This window comes from Cellulomonas sp. PSBB021 (genome assembly GCF_002240455.1).
Classification (GTDB): domain Bacteria; phylum Actinomycetota; class Actinomycetes; order Actinomycetales; family Cellulomonadaceae; genus Cellulomonas; species Cellulomonas uda.
Map to the genome: position 1 here is coordinate 1,395,097 of NZ_CP021430.1, position 25,590 is coordinate 1,420,686.

Here is a 25,590-nt window from a genome sequence, read left to right on the forward strand (position 1 = left end):
GCGCCATGAAGGCCACGTTGCACCTGGTGCTGAGCGACCACGACGGTTCCGTCGTCGACGAGCGACGCGCCCACAACACCGTGATGGCGAGCGGCGCGCGGATCATCGCGGACCTGTTCGCGGGGGTCGGCAACCCCATCACCCACATGGGCGTGGGCACCAACGACGACTCGCCCGAGGACGTCTCGGTGACCGCCCTGACGAACGGGGGCGGGGATGACGCCGCCCTGGTGGGCGCGACGACGACGCCCGTCGCCGCGTCGGCGTTCACGGCCATGCTCGTGCCGGAGCGGCGCGTCGTGCGGGTGCGGGTGCGCGCGACGCTCCCGGACGACGCCGCCGTCGGGCGCATCCGCGAGGCGGGCCTCGTCTCGCAGGGCGACACGGACGCCGTCCTCTACAACCGCGTGGTCTTCGCGCCCGTCGACAAGGGCGACGACCACGAGCTGACGCTGTTCTGGGAAGTCGAGTTCCCGTACGGCGACCTCCAGTGGCTCACCTGAGTCGAAGGGAACCGACCATGGCCAAGGCAGCGTTCGACATCCGCCTCGAGGGCTTCGTGCCCGCGAACCGCGACGCCGTCGTCAAGCTCGTCAACCAGTCCACGGGGCAGCAGGTGGAGCGCAAGCCGTTCCTCGACGGCTCGCTGCTGGTGCGCGACCTCGACCCGGGCAGCTGGGAGATGACGGTCACGCACCCCAACCTCGTGAACGTCATCGACCGACGTGTCGTGCGGCTCTTCCCGCAGGACATCCCCACGCGTGTGCCGGTGGTCGTGCCGCCCGACCTGTTCCGGGACTCGCCGATCCGTGACATCCAGGACGCCGGCCTGGCCCCGGTGCAGCAGCAGGCGGGCGCGGTCACGACGAACGTGGGACGGCTCGCGAACAAGGCGCCGGGCGAGGTCATCCGCGCCGAGGACTGGAACGTCCTCGCGGCGGCGGTCGCCGACCTCGCGCGCGCCGTCGGCGAGCTGACGCGGCTCGTGTCCCCCGTGGGCCACGACCACCCCGAGATCGCGGAGAAGTTCGCGGAGGTGCAGGGCAACATCGTGCGGTTCAGCGAGTCGTTCGGGCGGAGCCTGCTCGAGCTGCGGCGCGAGGTCGAGAGCCAGAACCTGCGCGGCCGCCTGACGGCCGTGCTCGACAAGGGGGCGGCGACCAGCGCGGTGCGCGACCGGGTGCTCGGCCGCGTCGCCGAGCTGCAGCAGTCGACGCTCGTCACGACCGCGCAGTGGACCCCGCTCATCGCGAACCACTCCAACGCGGCGATCCGCGAGGTCCTCGAGCTCGCGAACGAGCAGGGCACGGGGGCCGACGAGTTCCTCGCGTCGCCCGAGGTCAGCGGCGCGCTGACGCTGCTGCAGACGTTCTCCTCCGCGGGCGGCGCGAGCCGTCCCGAGGAGGAGCTCGAGACGTACCGACGCGGCGTCGCGGCCACCGGCCCGTCGCTGTTCCGGGCCCTGTGACGGCCCACCCTCGCGAGGAGGACGACCATGGCAACAGCCGTCGAGATCGAGCGGCTGCAGGCGCTCGTCGAACGCCTGCGCCCGCTCGCGGGCAAGACGCGCGGCGAGCTCATCGCGGCCGACGACTGGAACACGCTCGTGTCCGCGATCGTCGAGATCGGCCGGGCCACGGTCGCGACCGGCCAGGCGGGCGTGCCGCAGCACGAGCACCCGGACCAGGTGGGCATCGGCTGGCTCGACCCGCAGCTGCGGCAGATCGTCACGGGCGGCGGGCTCAAGGACCCGGCGCTGGACTCGACGCTCGTGAGGCTGCGCCGTGACGTGAGTCTGCTCGACACCCGCATCGGCCGGGTGGGCGACGACCTGGCCGCGACGCGCACGCGCGTCGACGTGGTCGCGACGAACGACCTGACGCGGTCCGCGACGCTCGACCGCCTGAACCGCAAGGTCCTCGGCGCGGCCGACGACCGCGGTGACATCGCCGACCTGCGCTCGACCCTGCGCACCCTCCAGACCGAGGTGGGGCGCGCGGTCGAGGTGGGCAGCATGCTCGAGGTCGACGGTGCTCCGCTGGACGTGCCGGGGCTCGTGGAGCGGCTCGGGTCCGTCGAGCAGCTGCGGGACCGCCTCACGCGCCCGGACGGCTCGCTGCTGGACGCCTCCGGGCTGGAGATCCGGCTGTCGGAGCTGCAGTCCGCGCTCGTCACGCAGGACCAGCTGACCGAGGCGATCGACGAGGTGCGCGGCAGCGGCGGCCCGGGCGACCTGGACCAGGTGCTCGACGCGGCACGGCAGGCCGGTCGCGCCGAGGCGACGTCCGCTGTCGAGACGCTCGGCACGGACCTGCGCTCGGTGCTGTCCGCCCGGCTCGCGGAGGTCGGCGAGGAGGTCGAGGCGCGGGTGCGGCGGGCGACCGCCGGGTTGGTCGACGAGGTCCTCACCACGTCCCGCGCGGACCTCGCCGCGGGTCTCGACTCGATGGCGGCACGGGTGCGGGAGGCCGTCGGCGCGGACGTCGACGCGCGGCTGCGCGCGGCCGACGAGGCGACGCGCGAGGCGCTGGCGAACATCGACGCGAGCCTCGGCGCGCTCGTCGAGAAGACCGTCGAGGGACGCCTGGCGGACGTGCTGGGCGAGCTCACCGCGCGGGTCGGCGGCGTGGACGAGCGCATGTCCGGGCTGGAGGGCGTGCTCAAGGAGATGGGTGTGCGGGTGGACCGGCTCGAGGAGCGCATCGAGGTCAACCGCCGCGTCGGGGTCGACGAGCGCGACACGCTGCGTCAGGAGCTGCTCACCGAGGTCGAGCGGCTCGACCGGGAGACTGCGACGCGCATCGGCCGCGACGTCCAGGACGCGCGCACGCAGCTCGGGCTCGACCTGCAGGCCGAGGTCACCGCGGCGCAGCGCGACCTCGAGGTGCGCCTCGCCGAGGTCGCCCGGCAGGCCGCGGCGACCGAGGTGCAGGTGCTCGGCACCGGCCTGCGCACCGACGTCACCGGCGTCGTCCGCTCGGCGGTCGCGAGCGAGACGGCCGGCGTGCGGGACACGGTCGCGGCCGAGCTCGCCGGGTTCCAGGTGCAGGTCGCAGGGCTGGTCACCAACGAGGTCGCGCGGCAGACCCAGGACATCCCGACGATCGTCGAGAAGCAGCTCGCGACGCTGCGCCCCGAGCTCGAACGGATCGTCGACGTGCGGGTCGGACGGGGGTGACGGGTGCTCACCGAGCTCGAGTCCCGCCTCGCGGACGTCCTCGGAGCGGCGCTGCCGGCGCCGTTCGGCGGGCGTGTGCGCAGGCGGGGCGCCGCGCCACCGAACGGTGCCGGACCGGTGGTCCGGCTCGGGGTCGAGGCGTACTCGCCGCTCGAGCCCGACCTGTTCTCCGCACGCCCGGAGACCGGCGCCGGGGCACCGTCGCTGCGGCGCGTCGTGCGGCTGCGGGTGCGGGTCGGCGTCGACGTCACGACCGACCCGCCGGGCGACCGGCTGGGGCTGCTCGCGGGCACCGACGCGCTGCTGTTCGCGCTGCAGGCGCCCGAGGTGCGGTCCGGGCGCGCGCTCCTGGCGCCCGGTGACCAGGGGTTCCGCCTCGACTCCCTCGAGCTGCTCGACGTGGGCGACGACGACCCGGCGGTGCTGCTCGAGGCGGTCGGCTGGTTCTGGCCGGTCGGCGTCGCGGGCCAGGACGGGCGCGCGATCGTCCGGGCCCTCGTGCGCGAGGTCCGGCTCCCGGTGCGCCTGACGCTCGGCGGTCCGCTCGTCGCCGGCGGTGCGGGCGTCGCGTGCGACCTGGTGCTCGGCGCGACCGGGACCGCGGACGTCACCGCGGGCGCGACGACGAGCGCACCGTTCGGCGAGCTCGCGCTGCACCTGCTCGACGCGGGCGGTGGCCCGGGCGCCGGGTCGCTGGACACGCCCGCCTCGCCCACCGGGACGCAGGTCGTCGCGAGCGTCGACGCGCGGGACGCGGGTGCGGGCACGACGTTCACGTACGTCCCACCGGCGACCGCCGTGCGCGAGCAGCTCGTCGTGCTGGCGCGCGCGGGCGAGGGCGCCGACGCGCGCACCGGCATGGAGCTCGCGCGGTTCGACCTGGTGGTGACGCCGTGACCGGGGTCTCCCTGCTCGGGGTCCCGGCCGTCGCCGTGACCGGGTACATGACCGGGTACACCGTCCTGCTCCCGGCCCCCGTCACCGTGCCGCCCGCCGGTCACGTGCTGAGCACGCCGTGGCGGGCCGTCGCCGGCGCGACGGGCGCGCGCGTCGGCCGCGCGCTGCTCACCCTCGACCCGGTGACCGCGGGCGACGGGCGCGACCTGGGCGTCGTCGCGCCCGGGAAGCGACCGACGACCTCGATCACCGTCCGGCCCCCGGACCCGCGCGTCCCCACCCGCGCGCTGACCGTCCCGCAGTGGGTGACCGCACCCGACGGCGAGACGTTCCCCTGGTCCGACGACCTGCACGTGATGGTGCGGCAGGACGGGCGACCGGTGGTCGCGGCTCCCCCGCTGCCGGCGGTCGGCTACGTGCCGGCGCAGCTGCCGGGCGGGACGGTCTCGGGCTCACGCGTGACGCTGCCGGACCTCCTGGGCGACCTCACGCTCACGGTCGTGTCCGGCCGGACGCTCGACGCGCTCACCGAGCTCCCGTTCGCGCACGGCGACGTGCGCCTGCGCGCCGCCCCGATGCCCGTGGGGCTGCACGTCCTGGGGCCCGACGGCGACGAGCAGCTCGCGGTCGCGGGGCCGGTGCGCGGCCGGGTGTCGCACGACCTGGCGCCCGCGCTCGCACGCCACCTCGCCGTCGCGGTGCGCACCGAGCCGGGCGGGAGCGCTCCGGTGACGGTGCGCTCGGACGTCGTGGGCGAGGCGCACGTGCAGCTCGACGTGCAGGACGTCGTCATCGAGCGCGCGCTCGACGGGCGGCTCACCGTGAGCTGCGACGGGACGGCGACCACGCTGCCCCGGCCGGGCGTCGCACCCGGACGCGCCCCGACCCGCACCCGGGCGGACCTGACGGTGACCCACCACGGCGCCGCGCTGCACCCGGCCTCCGACCCGGTGCCCGCCGTCGACGCGGGCCTCGGCGGTCCCACGGTGCGCGACGAACCCGTCACGCGGCGGGTCGCGGCCGCGACGCTCGCCGACGCGCGGCTCGTGCGGGTCGGCGTCGTCGGGTGGCCGTCCGCCGGGACGGACCTGTCGCTCGTCGTGCTGGGTCGCACCGTGACGGCGACCGGCCTCGTCGGGCCGGTCGGACGCTCGACGCCCCAGGTCGTGTGGTTCGACCTGGGCGACGCGGTGGCGGTCGACCGTCCGCTCGAGGTGACGCTGCGCGCGACACGCGGCACGTTCGCGTGGCTCGCGGCGCCCGAGCCCGCGGTGCGCCTCGCGGTCGAGGCACCCGCGGCGGGCGCGCACGTCACCGTCGGCGGGCTCACGGTCACGCTCACCGGGCCCGAGACGCACGTGCCCGGGGTGTCGCTCGCCGGCACCGACGGGTGGGACGTGACGACCGACCAGCTCGTCACCGTCGCGCTCTCGAGCGCGGTCATGGAGTTCGCGCCATGACCGCGGTGAGGAGGCTCGCATGACGCTGCTGGACGACCTGCAGGCGCTCGACCTGTCCGCCGTGGTCGGCGGGAAGCTCGACATCGCCGCGGCGCTCGACGTGTCCGATCTCCAGGCGCTGCTCGGCGACGGCGCGGTCGCGACCGTGCTCGGCGACCTGGGCACCGCGGTGAGCACCGCCGTGGCGGCCGTCGAGGACCCGTCCACGCTCGTCGAGCCGCTCGCCGCCGCGCTGCTCGAGCTGCTCGACTCGATCGGCGCAGACCTGCCGCTCGCGCAGTACGCGAGCGCCGTCGCGGACGGCGCACGCATCGTCGCCGGGCTGGTCGGCGCGCTCTCGGGTGACCCGCTGCGCCTGAGCATGCCCGGCACGGGCGACGCGGGCGACGCGTTGGCACGCGTCGCCGACGGGTTCGGCGACCAGGCGAGCGCCGTCGCGGGCGGTGCGGAGCAGCTCCGGTCGCTCGTGCAGCTGGTGGACCGCGGGCTGCCGCGCGACCCCGCCGCGCTCGTCGGCGTCGCCATGCAGATCCTGCTCCCGTTCGGCACGGCGGCGGTCGACCCCGTGCGGGGCTGGGCGCGCACCGTGGACGCGCAGCTCGACCGGGTGCGCATCGACCCGCGGCTCGGCGAGGGCCTCGTCGTCGCCCTGGGCCGCCTCCGGGCGGCGGCGGACGCGGGTGACGTCGCCGCGGTGCGCACGGCGCTCGCGACGCTCGCCGAGGTCCGCGCCGCGACGGTCACCCAGCTCGCCGCGGCGCTGCGCACGGTCGCCGGCGTGCTGTCCGCGACGCGCGTCGGCGACCTCGCCGCTCCCGTGCGGGCCCTGCGCGGCGCGCTGCACACGGTCGAGAAGGGCGCGCTCGACCAGCTCGACGAGTGGCGCGGGATGCTCGCCGACGCGCGCGGTTTCGTCGACGGCATCGACCCGCAGGCCGCCCTCGACGCGGCACGCGACCTGCTCGACGACGTCGAGCGCGCGGCGCGCGAGACCGTGCTCGGCGTGGTCGACCAGTCGGTCGAGGTGATCAAGGGCTGGGTGCGCGACCTGCTGCGCGAGCTGCCGCTGCGTCCGCTGCGCCAGGAGCTGTCGGAGGCGATCGCCCGGCTCGCCCGGGTGATCGACGACGCGGACCTCGACGCACCCGTCGCGGTCGTGCGGGACACCCTCACGCAGGTCGCGCAGACGCTCGCGGAGGCGGACCCCGCGGCGCTCGTCGCGTCCGCCGTCGAGCGGCTCGAGGGCGTCGTGCGGGACCTCGTGGACGCGGTGCGCGACGCGCTGGGCGGGATCGCCGAGGGTGTCGAGGCCGTCGCGGACGAGGCGAGCGAGGTGCTCGGGCGTGCGGTCGACGGGCTGCGGGCGTTCTCCGAGGCGGCGCACGCGATCGTCGACGCGGTGGGCGGCACGCAGATCGCCGACACGGCGGCCGCGATCGCCGCCGAGCTGCGAGAGCTGCGCGAGGAGGTCGGCGAGGTGGTCTCGTCCGTCGAGCTGCCCGAGCCGTTGCGCGCGGGCGTCGACCAGCTCGTCGGGCTGCTCGACTCGATCGACCTCGACGAGGCCGTGCGCCGCCCGCTCGAGGACGCCGCGTCCCGGCTCACCGTCCCGCCGGCTGTCGGCCAGACCGTGCGCGAGGGTCTGCAGGCCGTGAGCGACGCGATCTCCTCGCTCGTCCCCGCCGACCTGACGGCCGAGCTCGACGCGCTGCTCGCGGACGCGTTCGACCAGCTGCGGTCGATCGACGTCTCGTCGCTCACCTCGGGCGTCACGCAGCTCCTCGACGACGCGGCCGGTGCCGTCGAGGGCGTCCACCTGACCGAGCTCGTCGCGCCTGCGAGCGACGTGTTCGCCCAGGTCCTCGGCGCGGTCGACCGCGTCCACCCGCGCACGCTGCTCAGCCCGGCGATCGACCTGTACCGCCAGCTCACCGGCGCGATCCCGGTGCCGGCACCGGACGCGATCGGTGCGCGCGTCGGCGCGGTCACCGCGCAGGCCGGGGAGGCCGCGGCGCGCGCGGTCGTCGAGCCCACGCTGAGCGCGGTGGGCGCGGGCGGCTCGGCACCCACCACGGACCGGCCCCAGCCGACTCCCCCGCCGGACCTGCGGCTCGGCGACGTCGTGCGGCTCGTCGGCTACCTGCCCGCGCGCCTGCGCGAGGCGCTCGAGGACCTGGGTACCGGTCCGGTCGGCGAGGTGCTCGCGACGATCGACGACACGCTCACGGGCACCGCCGCCGCGCTGCGTGCGACGCGTGACCGGCTGCTCGGGCTGCAGGCGCAGATCGAGGCCGGTCTCGCCGCGGCGCTCGCGCCCGTCGGCGCCGCGCAGCTCGACGCGCAGCTCGCGCTGCGCGGGTCGGCCGCGCTGAGCGCGGGCGGGCTCGACGTCGCGGTGTCCGTCGAGCTCGTCGGCGGCGTCTCGCCCGGCGCGCTGCTGCGCGCCGTGGACGGTGAGCGCGCGATCGTCCTCGACGGCACGCGCGGGCTCGCCGGCGCGCTCGTCGGACCCGTGGCCGACGACCTCGAGAACGTGGCCGCGCTGCTCGAGGCCGCGCTCCCGGCGGGCGTGCTCGCGGACGCCGACGGCCTGCTCGCGGCGCTCGACCCGGAACCGCTCGCCGCCGAGCTCGACGCGCTGTTCGCCTCGATCGTCGCGGCGGTCCCCGGGTTCCTCACGGCGGCCGGGTCCGCCGTGACGGAGCTGGCCGACCGCGTGCGCGCGCTCGTCGAGGAGTTCAACCCCGGCTCGCTCGCGCAGCGGTACCTCGCGGTCGTCGAGGTGCTGCGTGACGAGCTCGCGCTGCTCGACCCCGCGCGTCTGGCCGACGAGCTCGGTGAGGTGCACGCGGTCGTGCGTGCGACGATCGCGGCGTACGACCCCGCGGTGCTCGCCGCGCAGCTCGACGCGCTGCTCGGCCAGGTGGCGGGTGCGATCCGTGGGCTCGACCCGGCGCACCTGATGCCGGACCTGTCGGGCGTCGAGGCGCAGGTCGCACGCATCGCGCAGGTGCTGCCGCTGGAGGCCCTGGACGGCGTGGGCACCCAGCTCGAGGCCGTCGGCGACCAGCTGCGCGCGCTCGACGTCGAGGGGATGCTCGCGATCGTCGACGCGATCCCGCCCCAGGTCGCGGACGGTGTCTCGACGCTCGTCGAGGCGATCCGTGACGAGCTCGTCGCGCTGCTCGAGTCCATCCGGTACGCGGGCGCCTCGGCGTCGGCGTCCGTGTCCGTGTCCGCCTCCGTGGGGTGACGACCATGACGACGACGATCGACCGGCCCGCGCACGTCGCGGGCGTCACCGACCGGGTGGACCTGGGCGACGCGGGCGTGCTCGAGGTCGAGCGCGACGCGGAGTCCGGCGTGCTGGTCGCGCTGCGCGGCGGAGGCCGCGACTACCTCACGGTCGGCCACGACGGCACGCGCGTCTGGCACGGGGTCTGCACGACGAGCGAGCGGGTCGGCGAGGGCACGCTTGACCGCCGGGTGCGGCCCGTGACGGGCGCGGCGTGGACCGAGCACTACCGCTGGTCGGGCGACCACCTGGTGCTCGTCGACGGCGTCGAGGTACGCCGCGACGCGAGCGGCCGCGTCGTCGCGTGCCTGCCCGGCGGCCCGGACCCGGCACCGGCCGGGCACCGCTGGCTCTACACGCACGACGAGCGCGGGCTCGTCGAGGTGCGCGGCCCCGGCCGCGAGCGCCGCGTCGTCCTCGGGCCGGACGGTCGTGCGCGCGAGGTGCACGACGAGTCCGGGGCCACGGTGCTCGCGCACGACGCGCGCGGCCACCGGCTCCTGGCGGCGCGGCCGGCGGGCGACACGGTGGACGACGAGGGCCGCACCTGGGTCACGCGTGCGCCCGACGGGCGCGTGCGCTGCGTGTTCCTGTGGGACGGCATGCGCTGCCTCGCACGGGTGGACGGCCCGCTCGGCACCCCGCTGGCCGCGGTCCTGAGCCTGGACCCGTCGGGCACCCCGGTGCGCGTCGTGACGGCCGACGGTGCGCGGCGGCTGCCGCGTGACGCCTACGGCGAGGGGCTGCTCGACGTGCCCGACGTGCCGGGGCTGTTCGGGGGGCGCGTGCACGCCGGCGTCGTGCACCTCCCGCTGCGTCGGCTGGACCCGCGCACGGGCACGTTCTGCGAGCCGGACCCGTGGCACGGCGGCGACGACGACCCGCGCCGGCCCGCCGGGTACAGCGGCCCCGTGCCGGTCGAGAAGGAGCCACGCTCGGCGTTCGAGGTGTGCCGCGGCGACCCGGTCGGTCGCTCCGACCCGACGGGCGGGGTCTCGGCGGGTCTCGTGCTGTCGACGCTGACGTGGTCGTTCCAGAACAACATCATGACGTTCTTCGGGATCGACTGGTGGTTCAACCTGTTCCTCAGCCTGCTCGCGGCGCCGTTCGCGGGCGACAGGTACGACTTCTTCTCCTCGACCGGGCTGTCGTCGACCGACCGGCTGGGGTCGTTCGGCGTGCGCCGCGACGGGTTCATGAACGTCATCACGGGTGGCCGCGCGTTCACCACGCAGCACATCGTCTGGTCCCCGGACAGCGAGTTCGCGCTCCTGCAGCGCGGCGAGGTGGTCGACCCGCGCGGCGCGTACGAGCCCACGCACTACGGCACGGTCCTGTCGCTCGCGCCGACGGGGGCGCCGACGTCGTTCCTGGCGTGCGGCCCGACGACGATGCCCGGGCTCCCGGGCAACCTGACCTCCTGGTCCCGCCACGGCGGGCTGGGCGTGCCGGCCGCACCCGGCACGCTCACGCCGTGGTTCCCGTCCGGCGGGCTGCACCTGGACACGCCCCGCATGGACACGCGGCACGACGTCGACGCGACGCTCACCGAGCTGCGACCGGGCCCGGTGGGGGTCGGCGACTTCGAGCAGCGGTCGGTGCTCACGTCGAACGCCGCCACGGGGCTCGCGGCAGGGGCGCTCGTGCTCGTCGACGACGGCACCGCGCTCGCGATCGCGACCGTGGTGGGCGTCGTCCCGGTGCCCGGCGGCGAGCGCGTGCAGCTCGCCGAGGCGCTCACGCTCACCGGCCCGTCGCTGCGCGTGACGCCGCTGGAGGCCGCGCCCGCGTCGTCGGAGTCCCGTCCCGCGGGAGCACCCGCGGCGTCCCTCGACGCGCGCGGCACGACGACGACGTACGCGCCGGGTGACCTGGTGCGCGTCCGGGCCGCGGGCGGGCAGGTGCTCGTCGCGCGCGTCGCGCACCTGGAGGCGCGGGTGCCGCTCGAACGCGCGCTGCCCGCCGCGCTCGCGGGGCCGATCGCGGTCGCGACCGGCGTCGTGGGTCCCACCACGACCGTCACGGCGACCGGCACGACGCTCGACTTCGCGCCCGCCACGCCGCCGGGCCGCGGCACCACGGGGCTGCTCGTCGGCGGTACGACGACGGGCGCGCGGGTCGAGACGGACCCGACCGGCTCCACCACCGCGGTCGACGTGGCGGCACCCGCCGGCACCACCGGCTTCCAGACCGTGACCGCGAGCACGGTCCTCGGCACCCGGACCGGCGCGGCCGAGACGGACCCCGCGCTCACGTACACCCCGCTCACGGCGGGCTCGGCACCCGACGGCTCCGCCGGTCTCGTCGTCCTGCGTGTCGAGTCCGGGGGCACCGCGCACGCCCGCGTGGTGCCCGCTGCGCCGACGCACGACGTCGTCGTCCTCGACCGGCCGCTCGTCGGCGCCGGGCCGTTCACCGTCGAGCGGTGGCGCACGCGCGGCACCGCGCTCACGTCGCTCACGCTCGCGCAGGTCCTGTCCGTCGTCGTGCCCTCGCCCGAACGGTTCGAGGGCATGCCCCTGCTGCTCACGCGGGTCGCCGGGGAGCCGCCCACCGTCACCGGCGCGCTCACGGGCGTCGACGTCACGGCGGGCACGACGACCCTGGCGACGCCGACGGCCGCGGCGGGGCTGCGCGCGGGCTTCCCGGTGCGCGTCGGCACCGAGCACACCGCGGTGCGCGACCTGCGGTGCGACGTGACGTTCACGCCCGCGGTCGACCTCGGTGCGGGCGACCTGCGCCTCGTGCGGCTCGAGCCGACGGGCTTCGCGTACGACGCGGTCGTCGCCGCCGCGGACGCGCTCGACCTGCGTGCGACGGTGACGGTCGCCGGGACACCGGTCGACGCGCCGTTCCCGCGGCTGCGCCCCGGCGACCTGGTCGAGGTCACGTCCGGCGGCGCGACGACGTGGCACCGGGTCACCGCCGAGGCCGCCGGGCGCGTCACGGTGACGGCCGCGACGACCGCGCTGACCCCCGGCGCGGCCGCGACCGTGCGCCAGGCCGCCGTCGGCGACCCGGACACCGGGTGCCCCTCCCTCGGGATCAGGGGCACGCGCACGGGAAGCGGCGCGACGACGACGGCGACGTTCTCGCTGTGGCGGTCCGACGACCTCCCCGCGGGGACCGCGGCGCTCGGCATCGTCGACGGCGACGTCACGCACCCCGTGCAGCAGAACGGCGGCGCGCTCGTGCGGTCCGTGACGTTCTCGACGACGTTCACCGCGTCGGCGGTCGACGTGGAGGTGTTCACGCACGTGACGACGGCGGTCCTGGCGTCCGTGACGCGCGACGGGGGCGTGCTGCTCGCCGAGACGCCGCCGGGTGCCGGCACCATCACGACCGCGCCCGGCCAGTCGGTCGTCGCGGTGGCGCTCGAGGCGGTGGGCGACGCCCGTACCGTCACGCTCGGCCCCGGGACGCTGCTCGTCCCCGAGGAGGAGACCACCGAGATCGACCGCGGCCAGTCCCTGTCGAACCACGAGCTCACGCACACCGTCCAGTACGCACGGTGGGGGCCCCTGTGGTTCTGCGCGTTCCCGATGATCGCCCTCGAGCTGCCGGCGATCCTCACGTCCGACACCGAGCTGCCGGAGTTCTCCGCGTTCCTCGACGCGAGCGTCGCGGCGGGCGCGGACGCGCTGTGGGACGTCACGATCCCGCAGCGCGGCGGGGTGTCCCTCGCGGAGGGCGACACGCTCCAGGTGGTGCAGGGCGCACGGATCGTCGAGGCCGAGGTCCGCTCGTCGTCGGGCGACGTGGTGCGCGTGCGCGTCTCGTCGGGCACGGTGCCGACCGGCCGCGTCGCGGTCCGCAAGAAGCAGAGCGCCGCGGGGTGGGACGTGTCGATCGCGATCCTCGACCTCATGACGCACGGCGGTCTGGTGAACCTGCTCGCCGGCTCCACGTGGGGCGGGATCTTCTGGCTCGTCGGCAAGGCGTTCTACGGGCTCGGGCGCGCGATCGGCGGCACCGGGGACCTGTACGCGGGGACCGTGACGGTCGGGGGCACGACGATCACGCTCGCCCGGGCCGGCGACGCCGAGAAGATCCCGGCGACCGGGCGCGTCACCGTCCGGCAGGGCGAGGACACCGTCATCCGCTCCGCGACCCGCGCCGGGCAGACGCTCTCGCTCGGCGAGCCGGTCACGTTCACGGGCGACGTGCGCGTGGCCGCGTACGACTCGCACGAGCCTGGCAGCGCGTTCGACTGGTACGACTATCGCGCCGGGACGGTCGACGCCGCGAACCACTTCGCGGTGGACCTGGGCGCGGGTCACGGTCTCGAGCCCGAGGACCGGGTCGTCGTGCGGTACCGGTCGGGACGCCCGTTCCGCACCGACGTCCTCGCGGTGGCGGGCGGGCGCGTCGAGCTCGCGACCCGGGTCCCCGTCACCGGCGACGAGCTGTCGGTGCGCATCGCGCGCGTCGGCGCGAGCGACCCGCTCGGCAACGCCGACTCCGCGGCGATGGTCGAGATGGGCATGGGGTGGATGAAGTGGCTCTTCGACCCGTACGGGCAGGTCGAGCCCGCGGTCGCACCGGGCGACTGGACGCGCTGGCTGCTGCGCGTGATGCGCTGGCTGCTCGGCACGCAGAACTTCTCGCTGCTGCCGTTCGGGTACGTGTGGTGGGGGCGGCTGTTCGGCCTCCAGAAGGAGCACGAGGCACCGATCGAGCAGGAGGCGTCGAGCGAGTCCGGTGACGTGTACTCGCCGCTCGCCCGGCTCACCGGCGAGGTCGAGCGCGGCGGCGCGATCGCGGACCGGCGCGCGACCGTGGGCGACGTCATGCGGTACCGCTTCACGCCCGGGGACCGCTCGCGCACGTTCGTGACGCGCGACCGGCTCGACGCGCCCGGCGTGCACCTGTCGCGGACCCTGCGCGTGATGCCCACCCGCTCTTCCACGGGCACGTCCGCCGACCCGAACGGCGCGGTCCGCGCCGACGCCGCCACGCCCGACCCCGGCGGGTTCGTCTCCGCGGTCCTCACGGACCACGAGGGCGACACCGACCCGCGCGCCCTCCCCCTCAACGGCGGCGGGACGCCGGACGCGCTCGGGTACCGCGCGTCCGCGCTCGGCTCGGTCCCGGTCAGCGCGCGGCTCGAGCGCAACGAGAGCGTCTACGCCGCGTTCACCCGCCCCGGCGACCACCGGGTCACCACCCGCAACGGGATCGCCGGCGCCACCGAGGCCGTCGAGGCGCACGCCAAGGACCTGCAGACGCTGTGGTTCGACGTCACGGTCGCGGACGTCACCGTCACCGCCGCGGGCCGCACGCTGGACGCGACGGCACCCGGCACGAGCGACCGACTCGTGCTCGTCCCCACGCAGTCCGTGGACGTCACGACGACGCCCGGCGCGCCCCGCGTCCACCGGGTCACCGCGCTCGACCCGGCCGGCTCCGTGACCGTGCGCGACGCGCGGCTGACCGCGGTGTCGGCCACCACCGCGCCCGTCCCCGTCGAGGTCAGCCGGCACTACGCCGCGACCGACGGGCGGTACACCGGCGGGCTCGCGTTCGCGGGCATGCACCTGTCGCGCGACCTCGACGTGCCCGTGCGGACGTTCACCGTCGAGGTCGTCACGACCGTGCCCCTGCGCGCCGCCGCACGCGCGGACGCGGCCGAGGTCACCACGCTCGCCCGCGGCACCGAGGCGTTCCTGCTGGTCCCCGCGAACGTGACCGGGCCGCCCGCCGTCGCGACGATCGGCGGAGCACCGCCGCCCGCCGGCACCCCGGACCCGGTCGCTCGCGCCGACGCGCCCGACGCGGCCGCGTTCCTCGGCGCGACCGGTTCCGCGTGGCGCGTCCTGTTCCCCGCCGCTGCCACCCCCGGCGCCTACGTGCTCACCGTGAGCGTGGGCGACGGGACGACGTCGCACACCCTGACGTGCGCTGTGACCGTCAGCTGACCGTCAGCTGACAGTCAGCTGACCGTCAGCGCTCGCACGGGCGTCGCGACGAGGGCCGCGGTGGCGGCCGACGGCTCGACACCCAGCTCGGCGTGCAGCAGCGCGCGGCACGCCGCGAACGCCCGCCGCGCCTCGGCGACGTTTCCCTCCGCGAGGTGCACCGCGATCACCGTGCGGTGCGCGCTCTCGCGCAGCGGGTCGGCGCGCAGCGCGGTGAGCGCCAGGTCGACCGCCGCCGCGAACCGGTCCCGCCCGGCGAGCGTGCGCGCGACGGCCTCGAGCAGGTGCAGCCGCAGCTGCCGGACCCGCTCGCGGTCCTCCGCGACCCACTCGTCGTCCCAGTCGGGCAGCAGGTCCGCGTCCGCGAGCCGCGGCAGGTCCGCGACGTCGTCGGCGGCGTCCTGCGCGCGCAGCGCGCGCTGCGCGACGTCCCGCACGTCCACCGACACCCCGGGCCCGAGCTCCAGCCAGCCGCGCTCCACGCGCAGCACCTGCGGCGCGACCGCGCCGACGCGCCACAGCGCGGTCCGCAGGTTCGCGCCCGCGCGCCGGTCGGCCACCGCGGGCCACAGCGTCCCCGCCGCCCGCGCGCGCGGCACCGCGCCGCGCAGGCACACGAGCGCCACGACCCGCCGGCACGACGTCCCGAGCTCGACCGAGCGACCCGCCACCTGCAGCCGGAAGTCGCCCAGGAGCGTCACGTGGGCCTGCGCACCCCGCTCGACCGACGCGGCACCGGGTACCCCTGCCGCCTCCGACGCCGTCTCCCCCGCACGGGATGACATCGCCCGTCGCCGCCCGTCACCGACCGGCCGCCGCGGGCCGGCCACGCTCACCCGACATCGTCGTCACCGCGCCCCTCCGCAGGTTCGACCGCCATGGTCGTCGGGAAGGAGCGCGCGGCACCGCGCCCAGATACCCCTGGCGCGCCGCGGGCACCGGGGGTCCGCCGCGCCGGTCAGCCGTAGAACACGCGCTCGACCACCGCCCGCGCCCGCCGGGCGGTCCGCAGGTACGTCTCCTCGAGCTCGCCACCCGAGCCGGGCGGCATCCCGATCACGCGCGCGAGCCCCGCGAGCGTGTGGTGGTCGTGCGGCAGCACGTCCGTGTGCGCACCCTCCGCGCGCCCCGTCCACAGCACGTTCGCGTCCCGCAGCCGCGACGCGAGCTCCCACGACTGCACCAGCACCGGCAGGTCGTCGTCCTCGAGCAGCCCGGCCTCGTGCGCGGCGGCGAGCGCGTCGAGCGTGCTCGTCGTGCGCAGTCCCGGCACGGCGTGGGCGTGCTGCAGCTGCAGCAGCTGCGCGGTCCACTCCACGTCCGCGATCCCGCCGCGCCCGAGCTTGAGGTGCCGGGCCGGGTCCTGACCGCGCGGCAGCCGCTCGGCCTCGACGCGCGCCTTGATCCGGCGCACCTCGCGCACCGCCGCCGGGTCGAGGCCGTCGGCCGGGTAGCGCAGCGGGTCGACGAGAGCGACGAACCGCTCGCCCAGCTCGTCGTCGCCCGCCACGGGACGCGCGCGCAGCAGCGCCTGGCTCTCCCACGGCGACGACCAGCGGCCGTAGTACTCCACGAACGCGTCGAACGACCGCGCGAGGGGCCCGTTGCGCCCCTCGGGGCGCAGGTCCGCGTCGACCGCCAACGGCGGCTCGGCGCCCACCGCACCGAGCAGCTGACGCATCGCGGTGGCCACCGCGACCGCGAACGCCTGGGCCTCGCGCGGGTCCGCGCCCGGGACCGGGTCGTGCACGAACAGCACGTCCGCGTCCGAGGCGTACCCCATCTCCCCGCCCCCGAGCCGGCCCATCGCGACGACGAGCATGCGCGTCGGGTCCTGCGCGAGCCCGCGCGCCTCGCGGACCTCCCACCGCGCCACGCGCAGCGCACCCGCGAGGACGACGTCGGCGGCGACCGTCATGCTCTGCGCGGCCCGGATGCCCGTCACGACGCCCAGCACGTCCGCGACCGCCGTCCGGGCGAGCTCGCGGCGACGCAAGCCCCGCAGCAGCGTGACCGCGGGCACGGGCTCGTCCGCGCGCGTGAGCATCGCGTCCGCCTCGGCGGCGAGGCGCTCGCGCGTGCGCGGCTCGAGCTCGTCGTCGTCCGCGAGCCACGGCACCGACTCGGGCGAGCGCATGAGCGCGTCCGCGACGTACCGCGACGTCGACAGCGCGCGCGCGAGCCGCTGCGCGGCCGTGCCCGAGTCGCGCAGCAGCTTGAGATACCAGTGCGTGCGGCCGAGCGCGTCGGACAGCCGGCGGAACGCCAGCAGTCCGCCGTCCGGGTCGGGCCCGTCCGCGAACCAGCCGAGCATCACCGGCAGGAGCTGGCGCTGGATCGACGCGCGGCGCGAGACACCCTCGGTGAGCGCCGCGATGTGCCGGACCGCGCCCGCCGGGTCGCGGTAGCCGATCGCAGCGAGCCGGGCCTTGGCGGCGTCCGGTGCGAGGCTCGCCTCCTCGTCGGACAGGCGCGCGGTCGCGGGCAGCAGCGGGCGGTAGAACAGCTCCTCGTGCAGGTGCCGCACGTCGCGCCGCACCTGCCGCCACCGCTCGAGCAGACCCTCGGCGCCCTCCGCGCGCATCCCGACCGACCGCGCGAGCCGGCGCAGGTCGGCGTCGGCGGTCGGCAGGAGGTGCGTGCGCCGCAGCCGGTGCAGCTGGATGCGGTGCTCGAGCAGGCGCAGGAACCGGTAGCAGACCGCGAGCCGCGCGGCGTGGTCCCGGCCCACGTACCCGGCGGCCGCGAGCGCCCCGAGCGCGGTGAGCGTGCTGCCCGAGCGGATCTCGTCGTCGGAGCGGCCGTGCACCAGCTGCAGCAGCTGCACCGTGAACTCCACGTCCCGCAGGCCACCGCGCCCGAGCTTGAGCTGGCGGTCCGCCTCCGCGGCCGGGATGTTGTCCTCGACCCTGCGGCGCATGCGCTGCGAGTCCTCGACGAAGTGCTCGCGCTGCACCGCGGACCACACGAACGGCTGGGTCATCTCCACGTACGCGCGCCCGAGGTCCCGGTCGCCCGCGAGCGGACGCGCCTTGAGCAACGCCTGGAACTCCCACGTCTTGGCCCAGCGCTCGTAGTACGCGCGGTGGCTCGCGAGCGTGCGGACCAGCGGGCCGTCCTTGCCCTCGGGCCGCAGCGCCGCGTCCACCGGCCACAGCGCGGGCTCACCCGACGGCGTCGCGCACGCGCGCGCCAGACCCGTCGCCAGCCGCGTGCCCGTGGCCAGCGCGTCCGCCTCGCTGACGCCCGCGCCCTCGTCGGGCTCGCACACGTACACGACGTCCACGTCGGAGACGTAGTTGAGCTCGCGGCCGCCGGCCTTGCCCATCCCGATCACCGCGAGCCGCACGCCCGCGCCGTGGTCCGGCAGGTCGGCGCGCGCCAGCGCGAGCGCCGCCTCCAGCGCGGCCGACGCGAGGTCCGCGAGCGCCGCGGCGACCCCCGGCATGCGGTTCAGCGGGTCGACGACCGTGAGGTCCGTCGCGGCGATGCGCAGCAGCCGTGTGCGGTACGCGCGCCGCATCGCGTCCACGCCCGCGGTGCCGACGAGCGTCGCGACCGGCACCGCCGCGTCGGGGTCCGCGCCCACGGCCGCGAGCAGCTCCGCTCGCACCTGCGCCACCGGGACGCCCGTGCCCGGGGTCGGGTCGGCCAGCACGCGCAGGTTCGCCGGGTGCGCGCCGAGCGTGTCGCCCAGCGCCACCGAGGCCCCGAGCACGGCGAGCAGCCGCTGACGCCGTTCGTCGTCGTGCGTGAGCACGTCCCTGAGCAGAGCGCTCAGCTCCGGGTCCGGACGGACGACGCCGGCGAGCTTCGCCAGCGCGAGCAGCGCCGCGTCCGGGTCGGCGACCTCCGCGAGCGGCCCGACGAGCACCTCCGTCGCGTCGGGCAGCACCTCGAGCAGCGCGGCGTCCTCGAGCAGGCGCTGCGCGCGCGGGACGTCGTCGACCCCGGCCCGCGTGAGCCGGCCCCCCAGCGACGTGCCGCGCTCGCTCCGGTCGCTCATCGCGGTCACAGGACCGGCAGGAACCGCTTCAGCTCGTACGGCGTCACCTGCGAGCGGTACTCCTCCCACTCCTGGCGCTTGTTGCGCAGGAAGAAGTCGAACACGTGCTCACCGAGCGTCTCCGCGACCAGCTCGGAACGCTCCATCACCTCGATCGCCGCGTCGAGCGACGTGGGCAGCGGCTCGATGCCGAGCGCACGGCGCTCCGCGTCGGTGAGCTCCCACACGTCGTCCTCGGCACCGTCGGGCATCTCGTAGCCCTCCTCGATGCCCTTGAGGCCCGCCGCGAGCAGGACCGCGAACGCCAGGTACGGGTTGGTGGCCGAGTCCACCGCGCGGTACTCCACGCGTGCCGAGTTGCCCTTGCCGGGCTTGTACATCGGGATGCGGACCAGCGCCGAGCGGTTGTTGTGGCCCCAGCAGATGTAGCTCGGCGCCTCGGAGCCGCCCCACAGGCGCTTGTACGAGTTCACGAACTGGTTGGTCACCGCGGTGATCTCCGCCGCGTGCCTGAGCAGACCCGCGATGAAGCTGCGCGCGACCTTCGACTGCTCGAGGTGCGCACCCGGCTCGTGGAACGCGTTGCGGTCCCCCTCGAACAGCGACAGGTGCGTGTGCATGCCCGAGCCCGGCTTGTCGGCCAGCGGCTTGGGCATGAAGCTCGCGAACACGCCCTGCTCCAGCGCGACCTCCTTGACCACCTGGCGGAACGTCATGATGTTGTCCGCGGTCGTCAGCGCGTCGGCGTAGCGCAGGTCGATCTCGTTCTGGCCGGGGCCGGCCTCGTGGTGCGAGAACTCCACCGAGATGCCCATGGACTCGAGCATCGTGATCGCCGCACGGCGGAAGTCGTGCGCGGTGCCGCGCGGCACGTGGTCGAAGTAGCCGCCCTGGTCCACCGGGACCAGCGGCTGCGACGGGTCGGCCGGCGCGTCGAACAGGTAGAACTCGACCTCGGGGTGCGTGTAGAACGTGAACCCCTTGTCGCTCGCCCGGCTCAGCGCACGCTTGAGCACGTTGCGCGAGTCCGCGAGGCTCGGCTCGCCCTCGGGCGTGAGCAGGTCGCAGAACATCCGCGCGGTGCCGTGCCGCTCACCGCGCCACGGCAGCACCTGGAACGTGGACGGGTCGGGCCGGGCGATCATGTCGGCCTCGTACACGCGCGTCAGGCCCTCGATCGCGCTGCCGTCGAACCCGATGCCCTCGGAGAAGGCGGCCTCGAGCTCGGCCGGGGCCACCGCCACCGACTTCAGGATGCCGAGCACGTCGGTGAACCAGAGGCGGATGAAGCGGATGTCCCGCTCCTCGACCGTGCGGAGCACGAACTCCTGCTGCCTGTCCATGGCGCATATCCTGCCCGATCCGCCGCCCCGCGCCGCCCCCATCCCACCCACCGGCGCGCCACGCCCCGCCCACCCCTCACCCACCACCCCACCCCGCCCGACACCACCCCGCCGAGAAGGGGGCGGGGACGGTCTCGGGGCGTGGTGGGTGCGGGGTGCTGGGTAGGGTCGGGGGGTGAGCCGGGTGAGGATCGCTGCAGCGCAGGTCGACACGTGCGTCGGGGACCTCGAGGGAAACGCGCGTCTGGTGCTCGAGTGGACCCGCCGCGCGGCGGACGCGGGCGCCGACCTCGTCGTCTTCCCCGAGATGACGCTCACCGGCTACCCCATCGAGGACCTCGCGTTGCGCGCGTCGTTCCGGCGTGCCGCGCAGGCGACGCTCGACCGGCTCGCGCAGGACCTGGCCGCGGCCGGGCTCGGCGCGGTGGCGGTGCTCGTCGGGTCGGTCGGCGAGCGCACGAGCGCGACGGGCGTGCGGCGCCCGACGAACGACGCGGTCCTGCTGCGTGACGGTCGCGTCGAGACCCGGTACGCGAAGCACCACCTGCCCAACTACGGCGTGTTCGACGAGTTCCGCATCTTCACCTCGGGCGACGAGATCTGCGTCGTCGAGGTCGCGGGCCGCCGCCTGGGCGTGGTGATCTGCGAGGACATCTGGCAGGACGGCGGTCCGGTGTCCCAGATGGACGCGAACGAGGTGGCCGCGCTCGTCGTGCTCAACGGCTCGCCGTTCGAGGAGGGCAAGGGGCACGTGCGCGCGGAGCTCGCGGCCCGACGCGCCGCGGAGATGGACGCCCCCGTCGTCTACGTCAACCTCGTCGGCGGCCAGGACGACCTGGTGTTCGACGGCGGGTCGTTCGTGGTGGACCGCGACGGGACGACGCTGGCGACCGCGCCGCAGTTCGTCGAGCACCTGCTCGTGTGGGACCTGGCCGACGAGGGCGAGCCGTCGCTGCCCGGCCCGCAGGTGCCGCCGCTGGGCGCGGACGAGGAGACCTACCGCGCGGTGGTGCTGGGCCTGGCGGGCTACGTGCGCAAGAACGGCTTCCGCTCGGTGGTGCTGGGCGTCTCCGGCGGGATCGACTCGGCCCTGACCGCGGCGATCGCGGCGGACGCGATCGGCGGCGAGAACGTCGTCGGCGTCTCCATGCCGTCGTCGTTCTCGTCCCAGCACTCGAAGGACGACGCGGCGGACCTCGCCGCGCGGCTCGGCGCCGACTACCGCGTCCAGCCGATCGCGTCGATGGTGGACGCGTTCCAGGAGCAGCTCGCGCTCGAGGGCGTCGCGGAGGAGAACCTGCAGGCGCGCGTGCGCGGCGTGATCCTCATGGCGATCTCCAACCGCGAGGGGCACCTCGTGATCGCACCGGGCAACAAGTCCGAGCTCGCGACCGGCTACGCGACGATCTACGACGCGGGCAGCATCGGCGGCTTCGCGCCCCTCAAGGACGTCGACAAGTCGCGCGTGTGGGCGCTCGCGCGGTGGCGCAACGACCACGCGCTGGACCGGGGCGAGATCCCGCCGATCCCGGAGTCCTCGATCACCAAGCCGCCCAGCGCCGAGCTGCGCCCCGGCCAGACCGACCAGGACTCCCTGCCGCCGTACGACCTCCTCGACGAGGTGCTCGACGCGTACGTCGAGCACGCCGAGGGCCGTGCCGAGCTGCTGGCCCGCGGGTACGACGAGGCCGTCGTCGACCGGGTGCTGCAGCTGGTCGACCGCGCGGAGTGGAAGCGCCGTCAGTACCCGCTCGGCCCGAAGGTCACGGCCCTCGCGTTCGGCCGCGACCGCCGCCTGCCCGTGACCTCGCGGTGGCGCGAGCCCTGACCGAGCAGCACCACCGACGCATCACCACCGACCCCACGTCCGCGGGACGTACGAACGGAGCGACGATGAGCGAGACCATCAAGCGCGTGCGGGTGCACCACCTGCGAGCGGCGAAGGAGCGCGGTGAGCGGCTCACGATGCTCACGGCGTACGACGCGGTCACCGCGCGGATCTTCGACGAGGCCGGCGTCGACATGCTGCTCGTCGGCGACTCGATCGGGAACACGATGCACGGGCACGCCACCACGCTGCCCGTGACGATCGAGGACATGATCCCGCCGGCGCGGGCCGTCGCGGGTGCCGCCACGCGCGCGTTCGTCGTGGTGGACCTGCCGTTCGGCTCGTACGAGGCGGGCCCGCAGCAGGCGCTCGAGTCGGCGGTGCGGGTCATGAAGGCCACCGGCGCGGACGCGGTGAAGTTCGAGGGCGGCAAGCGCTCGGCGGCGCAGATCCGGGCGATCACGTCGGCGGGCATCCCCGTCGTCGGCCACCTGGGCTACACGCCGCAGTCCGAGAACCTGCTGGGCGGCCCGCGCGTCCAGGGCCGCGGCGACGTGGCCGCCGAGGAGCTGTCCGAGGACGCGCTCGCGGTCGCGGACGCCGGTGCGGTCGCGGTGGTCCTCGAGATGGTCCCGGCGCCGGTCGCGGCGCGCATCACGGAGATCGTCGCGATCCCGACGATCGGCATCGGTGCGGGCGCGGAGTGCGACGGCCAGGTGCTGGTCTGGGTCGACATGGCGGGCATGGGCGACTGGTCGCCGCGGTTCGCCAAGCGGTTCGGCGAGGTCGGTGCCGCGCTGCGCGCCGCGGCGACGGCGTACGTCGACGAGGTCCGCTCGGGGTCCTTCCCCGACGCGGCGCACAGCTTCGAGAAGTGAGCGACCGGGCCGCCCACGCGGGAGCGGGCGGCCCGGTCGCGCGGCTCAGGGCGCCGTCAGCGGTCCGCCTCGTCCTGCGCGTCCCACGCGGCGGAGCGCGCCCGCGCCTGCTCGAGCGCGTGCTGCGCGGCGTCCCGCGTGGGGTACGGCCCCATGACCTTGCTCCAGTCGCTGTGCCGGCCCTCCTCGACCTGGCCGGTCTCGGTGTTGTACCAGTACTGGGTCTCGCTCACGTCCGCTCCTTCGCTCGTCGGTCCGCGTCTCTCGGGTCGCGCGTCGCCCCGGACCTGGGGCTTCGTCCGGCGTGGTCCGTAGACTGCCAGGCATGTCGCCCGTCCGCTCCCCGCTCGTCCCGGGGACGATCAGCCCTCGTCGTGCCGTCCCCGCCACCATCGCGCGCCCCGAGTACGTGGACAAGCCGGCGCCGACGCCGTACCGCGGACCCGACGTGCTGGACGACGAGACGGTCGCGCGGGTCCGGGTCGCGGCGCGTCTCGCCGCGCAGGCGCTCGCCGAGGTCGGCGCGCACGTGCGGCCGGGTGTGACGACGGACGAGCTCGACCGCATCGGCCACGAGTTCCTGCTCGACCACGGTGCGTACCCGTCGACGCTCGGCTACCGCGGCTTCCCCAAGTCGCTGTGCACGAGCCTCAACGAGGTCGTCTGCCACGGCATCCCGGACTCCACGGTGGTGCAGGACGGCGACATCGTGAACGTCGACGTCACGGCGTACGTCGGCGGGGTGCACGGGGACAACAACGCGACGTTCCTCGCGGGAGACGTCGACGAGGAGTCGCGCCTGCTCGTCGAGCGCACGCGCGAGGCGTTGGAGCGCGCGATCAAGGCGGTCCGGCCGGGGCGGGAGATCAACGTCATCGGTCGCGTGATCGAGAAGTACGCAGCACGATTCGGGTACGGAGTCGTGCGCGACTACACCGGGCACGGCGTGGGACCGGCGTTCCACACGGGCCTCGTGGTCCCGCACTACGACGCGGCACCGCAGTACGACACGGTCATCGAGCCCGGCATGGTGTTCACGATCGAGCCCATGCTCAACCTCGGCACGCCGGACTGGGTCATGTGGGACGACGACTGGACGGTCCTGACGGCCGACGGTCGTCGTTCCGCGCAGTTCGAGCACACCCTGCTGGTCACGGACGACGGAGCGGAGATCCTGACACTGCCATGAGCAAGCGAGCGTTCGGCATCGACATCGGCGGCAGCGGCATCAAGGGCGCCCCCGTGGACCTCAAGAAGGGGGAGTTCACCGACGACCGGCTGCGCATCCCCACCCCGCAGCCGGCCACGCCGGACGCGGTCGCACGGACGGTCGGCGAGATCGTCGACTCGTTCGACCTGGACGAGCACGTCCCGATCGGCGTGACGTTCCCGGCCGTGATGCTGCACGGCGTCGCGCAGTCGGCCGCGAACGTGGACGACTCGTGGATCGGCACGGACGCGCAGACGTTGTTCGCGGAGGCGACCGGCCGGCACGTGGTGGCGGTGAACGACGCGGACGCGGCGGGCTTCGCCGAGGCGAGGTACGGCGCGGCGAAGGACGTCTCTGGCGTCGTGCTCGTGGTGACGCTCGGGACCGGGATCGGCTCGGCGCTCGTCGTCGACGGCCGCCTCGTGCCGAACACCGAGCTCGGGCACCTGGAGATCGACGGGCACGACGCGGAGTCGCGCGCCTCGGACGCGGCGCGCGACCGTGACGGCCTGGACTTCGAGCAGTGGGCGCAGCGGCTCCAGCGGTACTTCTCGGTCGTCGAGAACCTGTTCTGGCCCGACCTCATCGTCGTCGGCGGCGGGGTCAGCAAGCACCACGAGAAGTTCCTGCCGCTGCTGGACCTGCGCACGCGCATCGTCCCGGCGCAGCTGCGCAACGCGGCGGGCATCGTGGGCGCGGCGGCCCTCGCGGCGGTCACGGACGAGGACTGACGCCCTGGCCCTCGCGCAGGTCGCGCCGGGCGTGCTCGTCACGACGAGCGCGGTGTACGCGACCACGACGACCGTGCTCGTCGGGTCCGGCGGCGCGTGTCTCGTCGTGGACCCGGGCGTGACGGCCGACGAGGTCGCGGCGCTGGGTGCGCAGCTCGCGGCGGCCGGGCGGCGCGCGGCGGCCGTGTGGTCGACGCACCCGCACTGGGACCACCGGCTGGACGGCCCCGCGTTCGCGGGTGTGCCGCGCTGGGCGGTCGCGGCCCGCGACGACGAGCACGCGACGCTCGCCGCCGAGCGGGACGCGGACGACGAGCTCGCGCGCGTCCTGCGGTCCCGGCCCGGGGACGGCCCCGCCGCGATGGCGCCGGTCCCCGCGGTCGCCCCGACGCACCCGGCCCCGGCCGGTGCACCGCCCGGCTGGCGCTCGCTCGACACGGCCGCGCTGGGCTGGGCGGGCCCGCGGGTCCTGGTCCTCGCGCACCGCGCGCACGCCCCGGGGCACGGCGCGCTGCTCGTGGCGGACGTGGGCGTGCTCGTCGCGGGCGACATGCTGAGCGACGTCGAGGTCCCGCTGCTCGACGAGGCGGCGAGCGACCCGCTCGGCGACTACGTCCTGGCGCTCGACGCCCTGGCCGCCTCGGGCGCCGGGCTCGTCGTGCCCGGGCACGGCTCGCCGGGGCCGCTCGCCCCGCGCGTCGCGGCGGACCGCGCGTACCTCGCCGGTCTCACGGACGCGGACCCCACGGACCGGGGCGCCGCGGGTGCGCGCGACCCGCGCCTGGCCTCGGCGTGGCAGCGTGCCGCCGACGACCGTCAGCGGCGGCTCCTGCACCACTGACCTGC

At 75.7% G+C, this 25,590-nt stretch carries 16 protein-coding genes; 12 read left to right on the plus strand and 4 right to left on the minus strand.

The window, feature by feature from the left end; genetic code table 11:
- Positions 1 to 5 precede the first annotated feature (5 nt).
- From CBP52_RS06330 to CBP52_RS06360, 7 genes are read left to right on the plus strand one after another with little or no spacing between them, the layout of a single operon-like run.
- Complete coding sequence (locus CBP52_RS06330; protein WP_094180273.1) at positions 6 to 503, plus strand: hypothetical protein; 498 nt, start codon at positions 6 to 8, stop codon at positions 501 to 503.
- Positions 504 to 520: 17 nt separating this feature from the next.
- Complete coding sequence (locus CBP52_RS06335; protein ID WP_094180274.1) at positions 521 to 1,468, plus strand: hypothetical protein; 948 nt, start codon at positions 521 to 523, stop codon at positions 1,466 to 1,468.
- Between the two features lie 27 nt (positions 1,469 to 1,495).
- Entirely contained in the window at positions 1,496 to 3,178 is a 1,683-nt protein-coding gene (locus CBP52_RS06340; protein WP_094180275.1) for a hypothetical protein, read from the plus strand.
- A gap of 3 nt (positions 3,179 to 3,181) precedes the next feature.
- Positions 3,182 to 4,075, plus strand: a complete 894-nt coding sequence (locus tag CBP52_RS06345) for a hypothetical protein (protein ID WP_094180276.1) — start codon at positions 3,182 to 3,184, stop codon at positions 4,073 to 4,075.
- A complete protein-coding gene (locus CBP52_RS06350; RefSeq protein WP_094180277.1) occupies positions 4,072 to 5,535 on the plus strand; it encodes a hypothetical protein in 1,464 nt (487 codons plus the stop codon). The genes CBP52_RS06345 and CBP52_RS06350 overlap by 4 nt, the downstream gene beginning before the upstream one ends.
- 19 nt (positions 5,536 to 5,554) lie before the next feature.
- Positions 5,555 to 8,788, plus strand: coding sequence for a hypothetical protein (locus CBP52_RS06355; RefSeq protein ID WP_094180278.1), 3,234 nt, complete (start codon positions 5,555 to 5,557; stop codon positions 8,786 to 8,788).
- Between the two features lie 5 nt (positions 8,789 to 8,793).
- The gene (locus CBP52_RS06360; RefSeq protein WP_094180279.1) at positions 8,794 to 14,748 is read left to right on the plus strand and encodes a DUF4157 domain-containing protein; all 5,955 of its coding nucleotides are present in this window, start codon (positions 8,794 to 8,796) and stop codon (positions 14,746 to 14,748) included.
- A 14-nt stretch (positions 14,749 to 14,762) separates the two neighbouring features.
- On the opposite strand, the gene CBP52_RS06365 is transcribed toward CBP52_RS06360, so the two are convergent.
- The 3 genes from CBP52_RS06365 to CBP52_RS06375 form a co-directional block, all read right to left on the minus strand.
- Positions 14,763 to 15,533: a BTAD domain-containing putative transcriptional regulator gene (locus tag CBP52_RS06365; protein WP_157732518.1), complete on the minus strand. Its 771-nt coding sequence runs from the start codon at positions 15,531 to 15,533 to the stop codon at positions 14,763 to 14,765.
- Between the two features lie 173 nt (positions 15,534 to 15,706).
- Positions 15,707 to 18,754, minus strand: coding sequence for a bifunctional [glutamine synthetase] adenylyltransferase/[glutamine synthetase]-adenylyl-L-tyrosine phosphorylase (locus CBP52_RS06370; RefSeq protein WP_094182209.1), 3,048 nt, complete (start codon positions 18,752 to 18,754; stop codon positions 15,707 to 15,709).
- Positions 18,755 to 18,759: 5 nt separating this feature from the next.
- Positions 18,760 to 20,097, minus strand: coding sequence for a glutamine synthetase family protein (locus tag CBP52_RS06375; protein ID WP_094180281.1), 1,338 nt, complete (start codon positions 20,095 to 20,097; stop codon positions 18,760 to 18,762).
- 175 nt (positions 20,098 to 20,272) lie between these two features.
- Here CBP52_RS06375 and CBP52_RS06380 point away from each other — a divergent pair, with 175 nt between their 5' ends.
- Both CBP52_RS06380 and panB read left to right on the plus strand, forming a co-directional pair.
- A complete protein-coding gene (locus tag CBP52_RS06380) occupies positions 20,273 to 21,925 on the plus strand; it encodes an NAD+ synthase (RefSeq protein ID WP_094180282.1) in 1,653 nt (550 codons plus the stop codon).
- Between the two features lie 65 nt (positions 21,926 to 21,990).
- Positions 21,991 to 22,803: a 3-methyl-2-oxobutanoate hydroxymethyltransferase gene (gene panB / locus CBP52_RS06385; RefSeq protein WP_094182210.1), complete on the plus strand. Its 813-nt coding sequence runs from the start codon at positions 21,991 to 21,993 to the stop codon at positions 22,801 to 22,803.
- Positions 22,804 to 22,859: 56 nt separating this feature from the next.
- Here the strand turns inward: panB and CBP52_RS17520 are convergent, their stop codons facing one another.
- The gene (locus CBP52_RS17520) at positions 22,860 to 23,036 is read right to left on the minus strand and encodes an SPOR domain-containing protein (RefSeq protein ID WP_157732519.1); all 177 of its coding nucleotides are present in this window, start codon (positions 23,034 to 23,036) and stop codon (positions 22,860 to 22,862) included.
- Between the two features lie 92 nt (positions 23,037 to 23,128).
- Here CBP52_RS17520 and map point away from each other — a divergent pair, with 92 nt between their 5' ends.
- From map to CBP52_RS06400, 3 genes are read left to right on the plus strand one after another with little or no spacing between them, the layout of a single operon-like run.
- A complete protein-coding gene (gene map / locus CBP52_RS06390) occupies positions 23,129 to 23,992 on the plus strand; it encodes a type I methionyl aminopeptidase (RefSeq protein ID WP_094180283.1) in 864 nt (287 codons plus the stop codon).
- Positions 23,989 to 24,744 (plus strand): polyphosphate--glucose phosphotransferase, encoded by a 756-nt coding sequence (ppgK, locus tag CBP52_RS06395; protein WP_094180284.1) that lies wholly within the window; start codon positions 23,989 to 23,991, stop codon positions 24,742 to 24,744. Before map ends, ppgK begins: the two co-directional genes overlap by 4 nt.
- Positions 24,745 to 24,775: 31 nt before the next feature.
- Complete coding sequence (locus CBP52_RS06400; RefSeq protein ID WP_157732520.1) at positions 24,776 to 25,585, plus strand: MBL fold metallo-hydrolase; 810 nt, start codon at positions 24,776 to 24,778, stop codon at positions 25,583 to 25,585.
- The last annotated feature ends 5 nt before the right edge of the window (positions 25,586 to 25,590 follow it).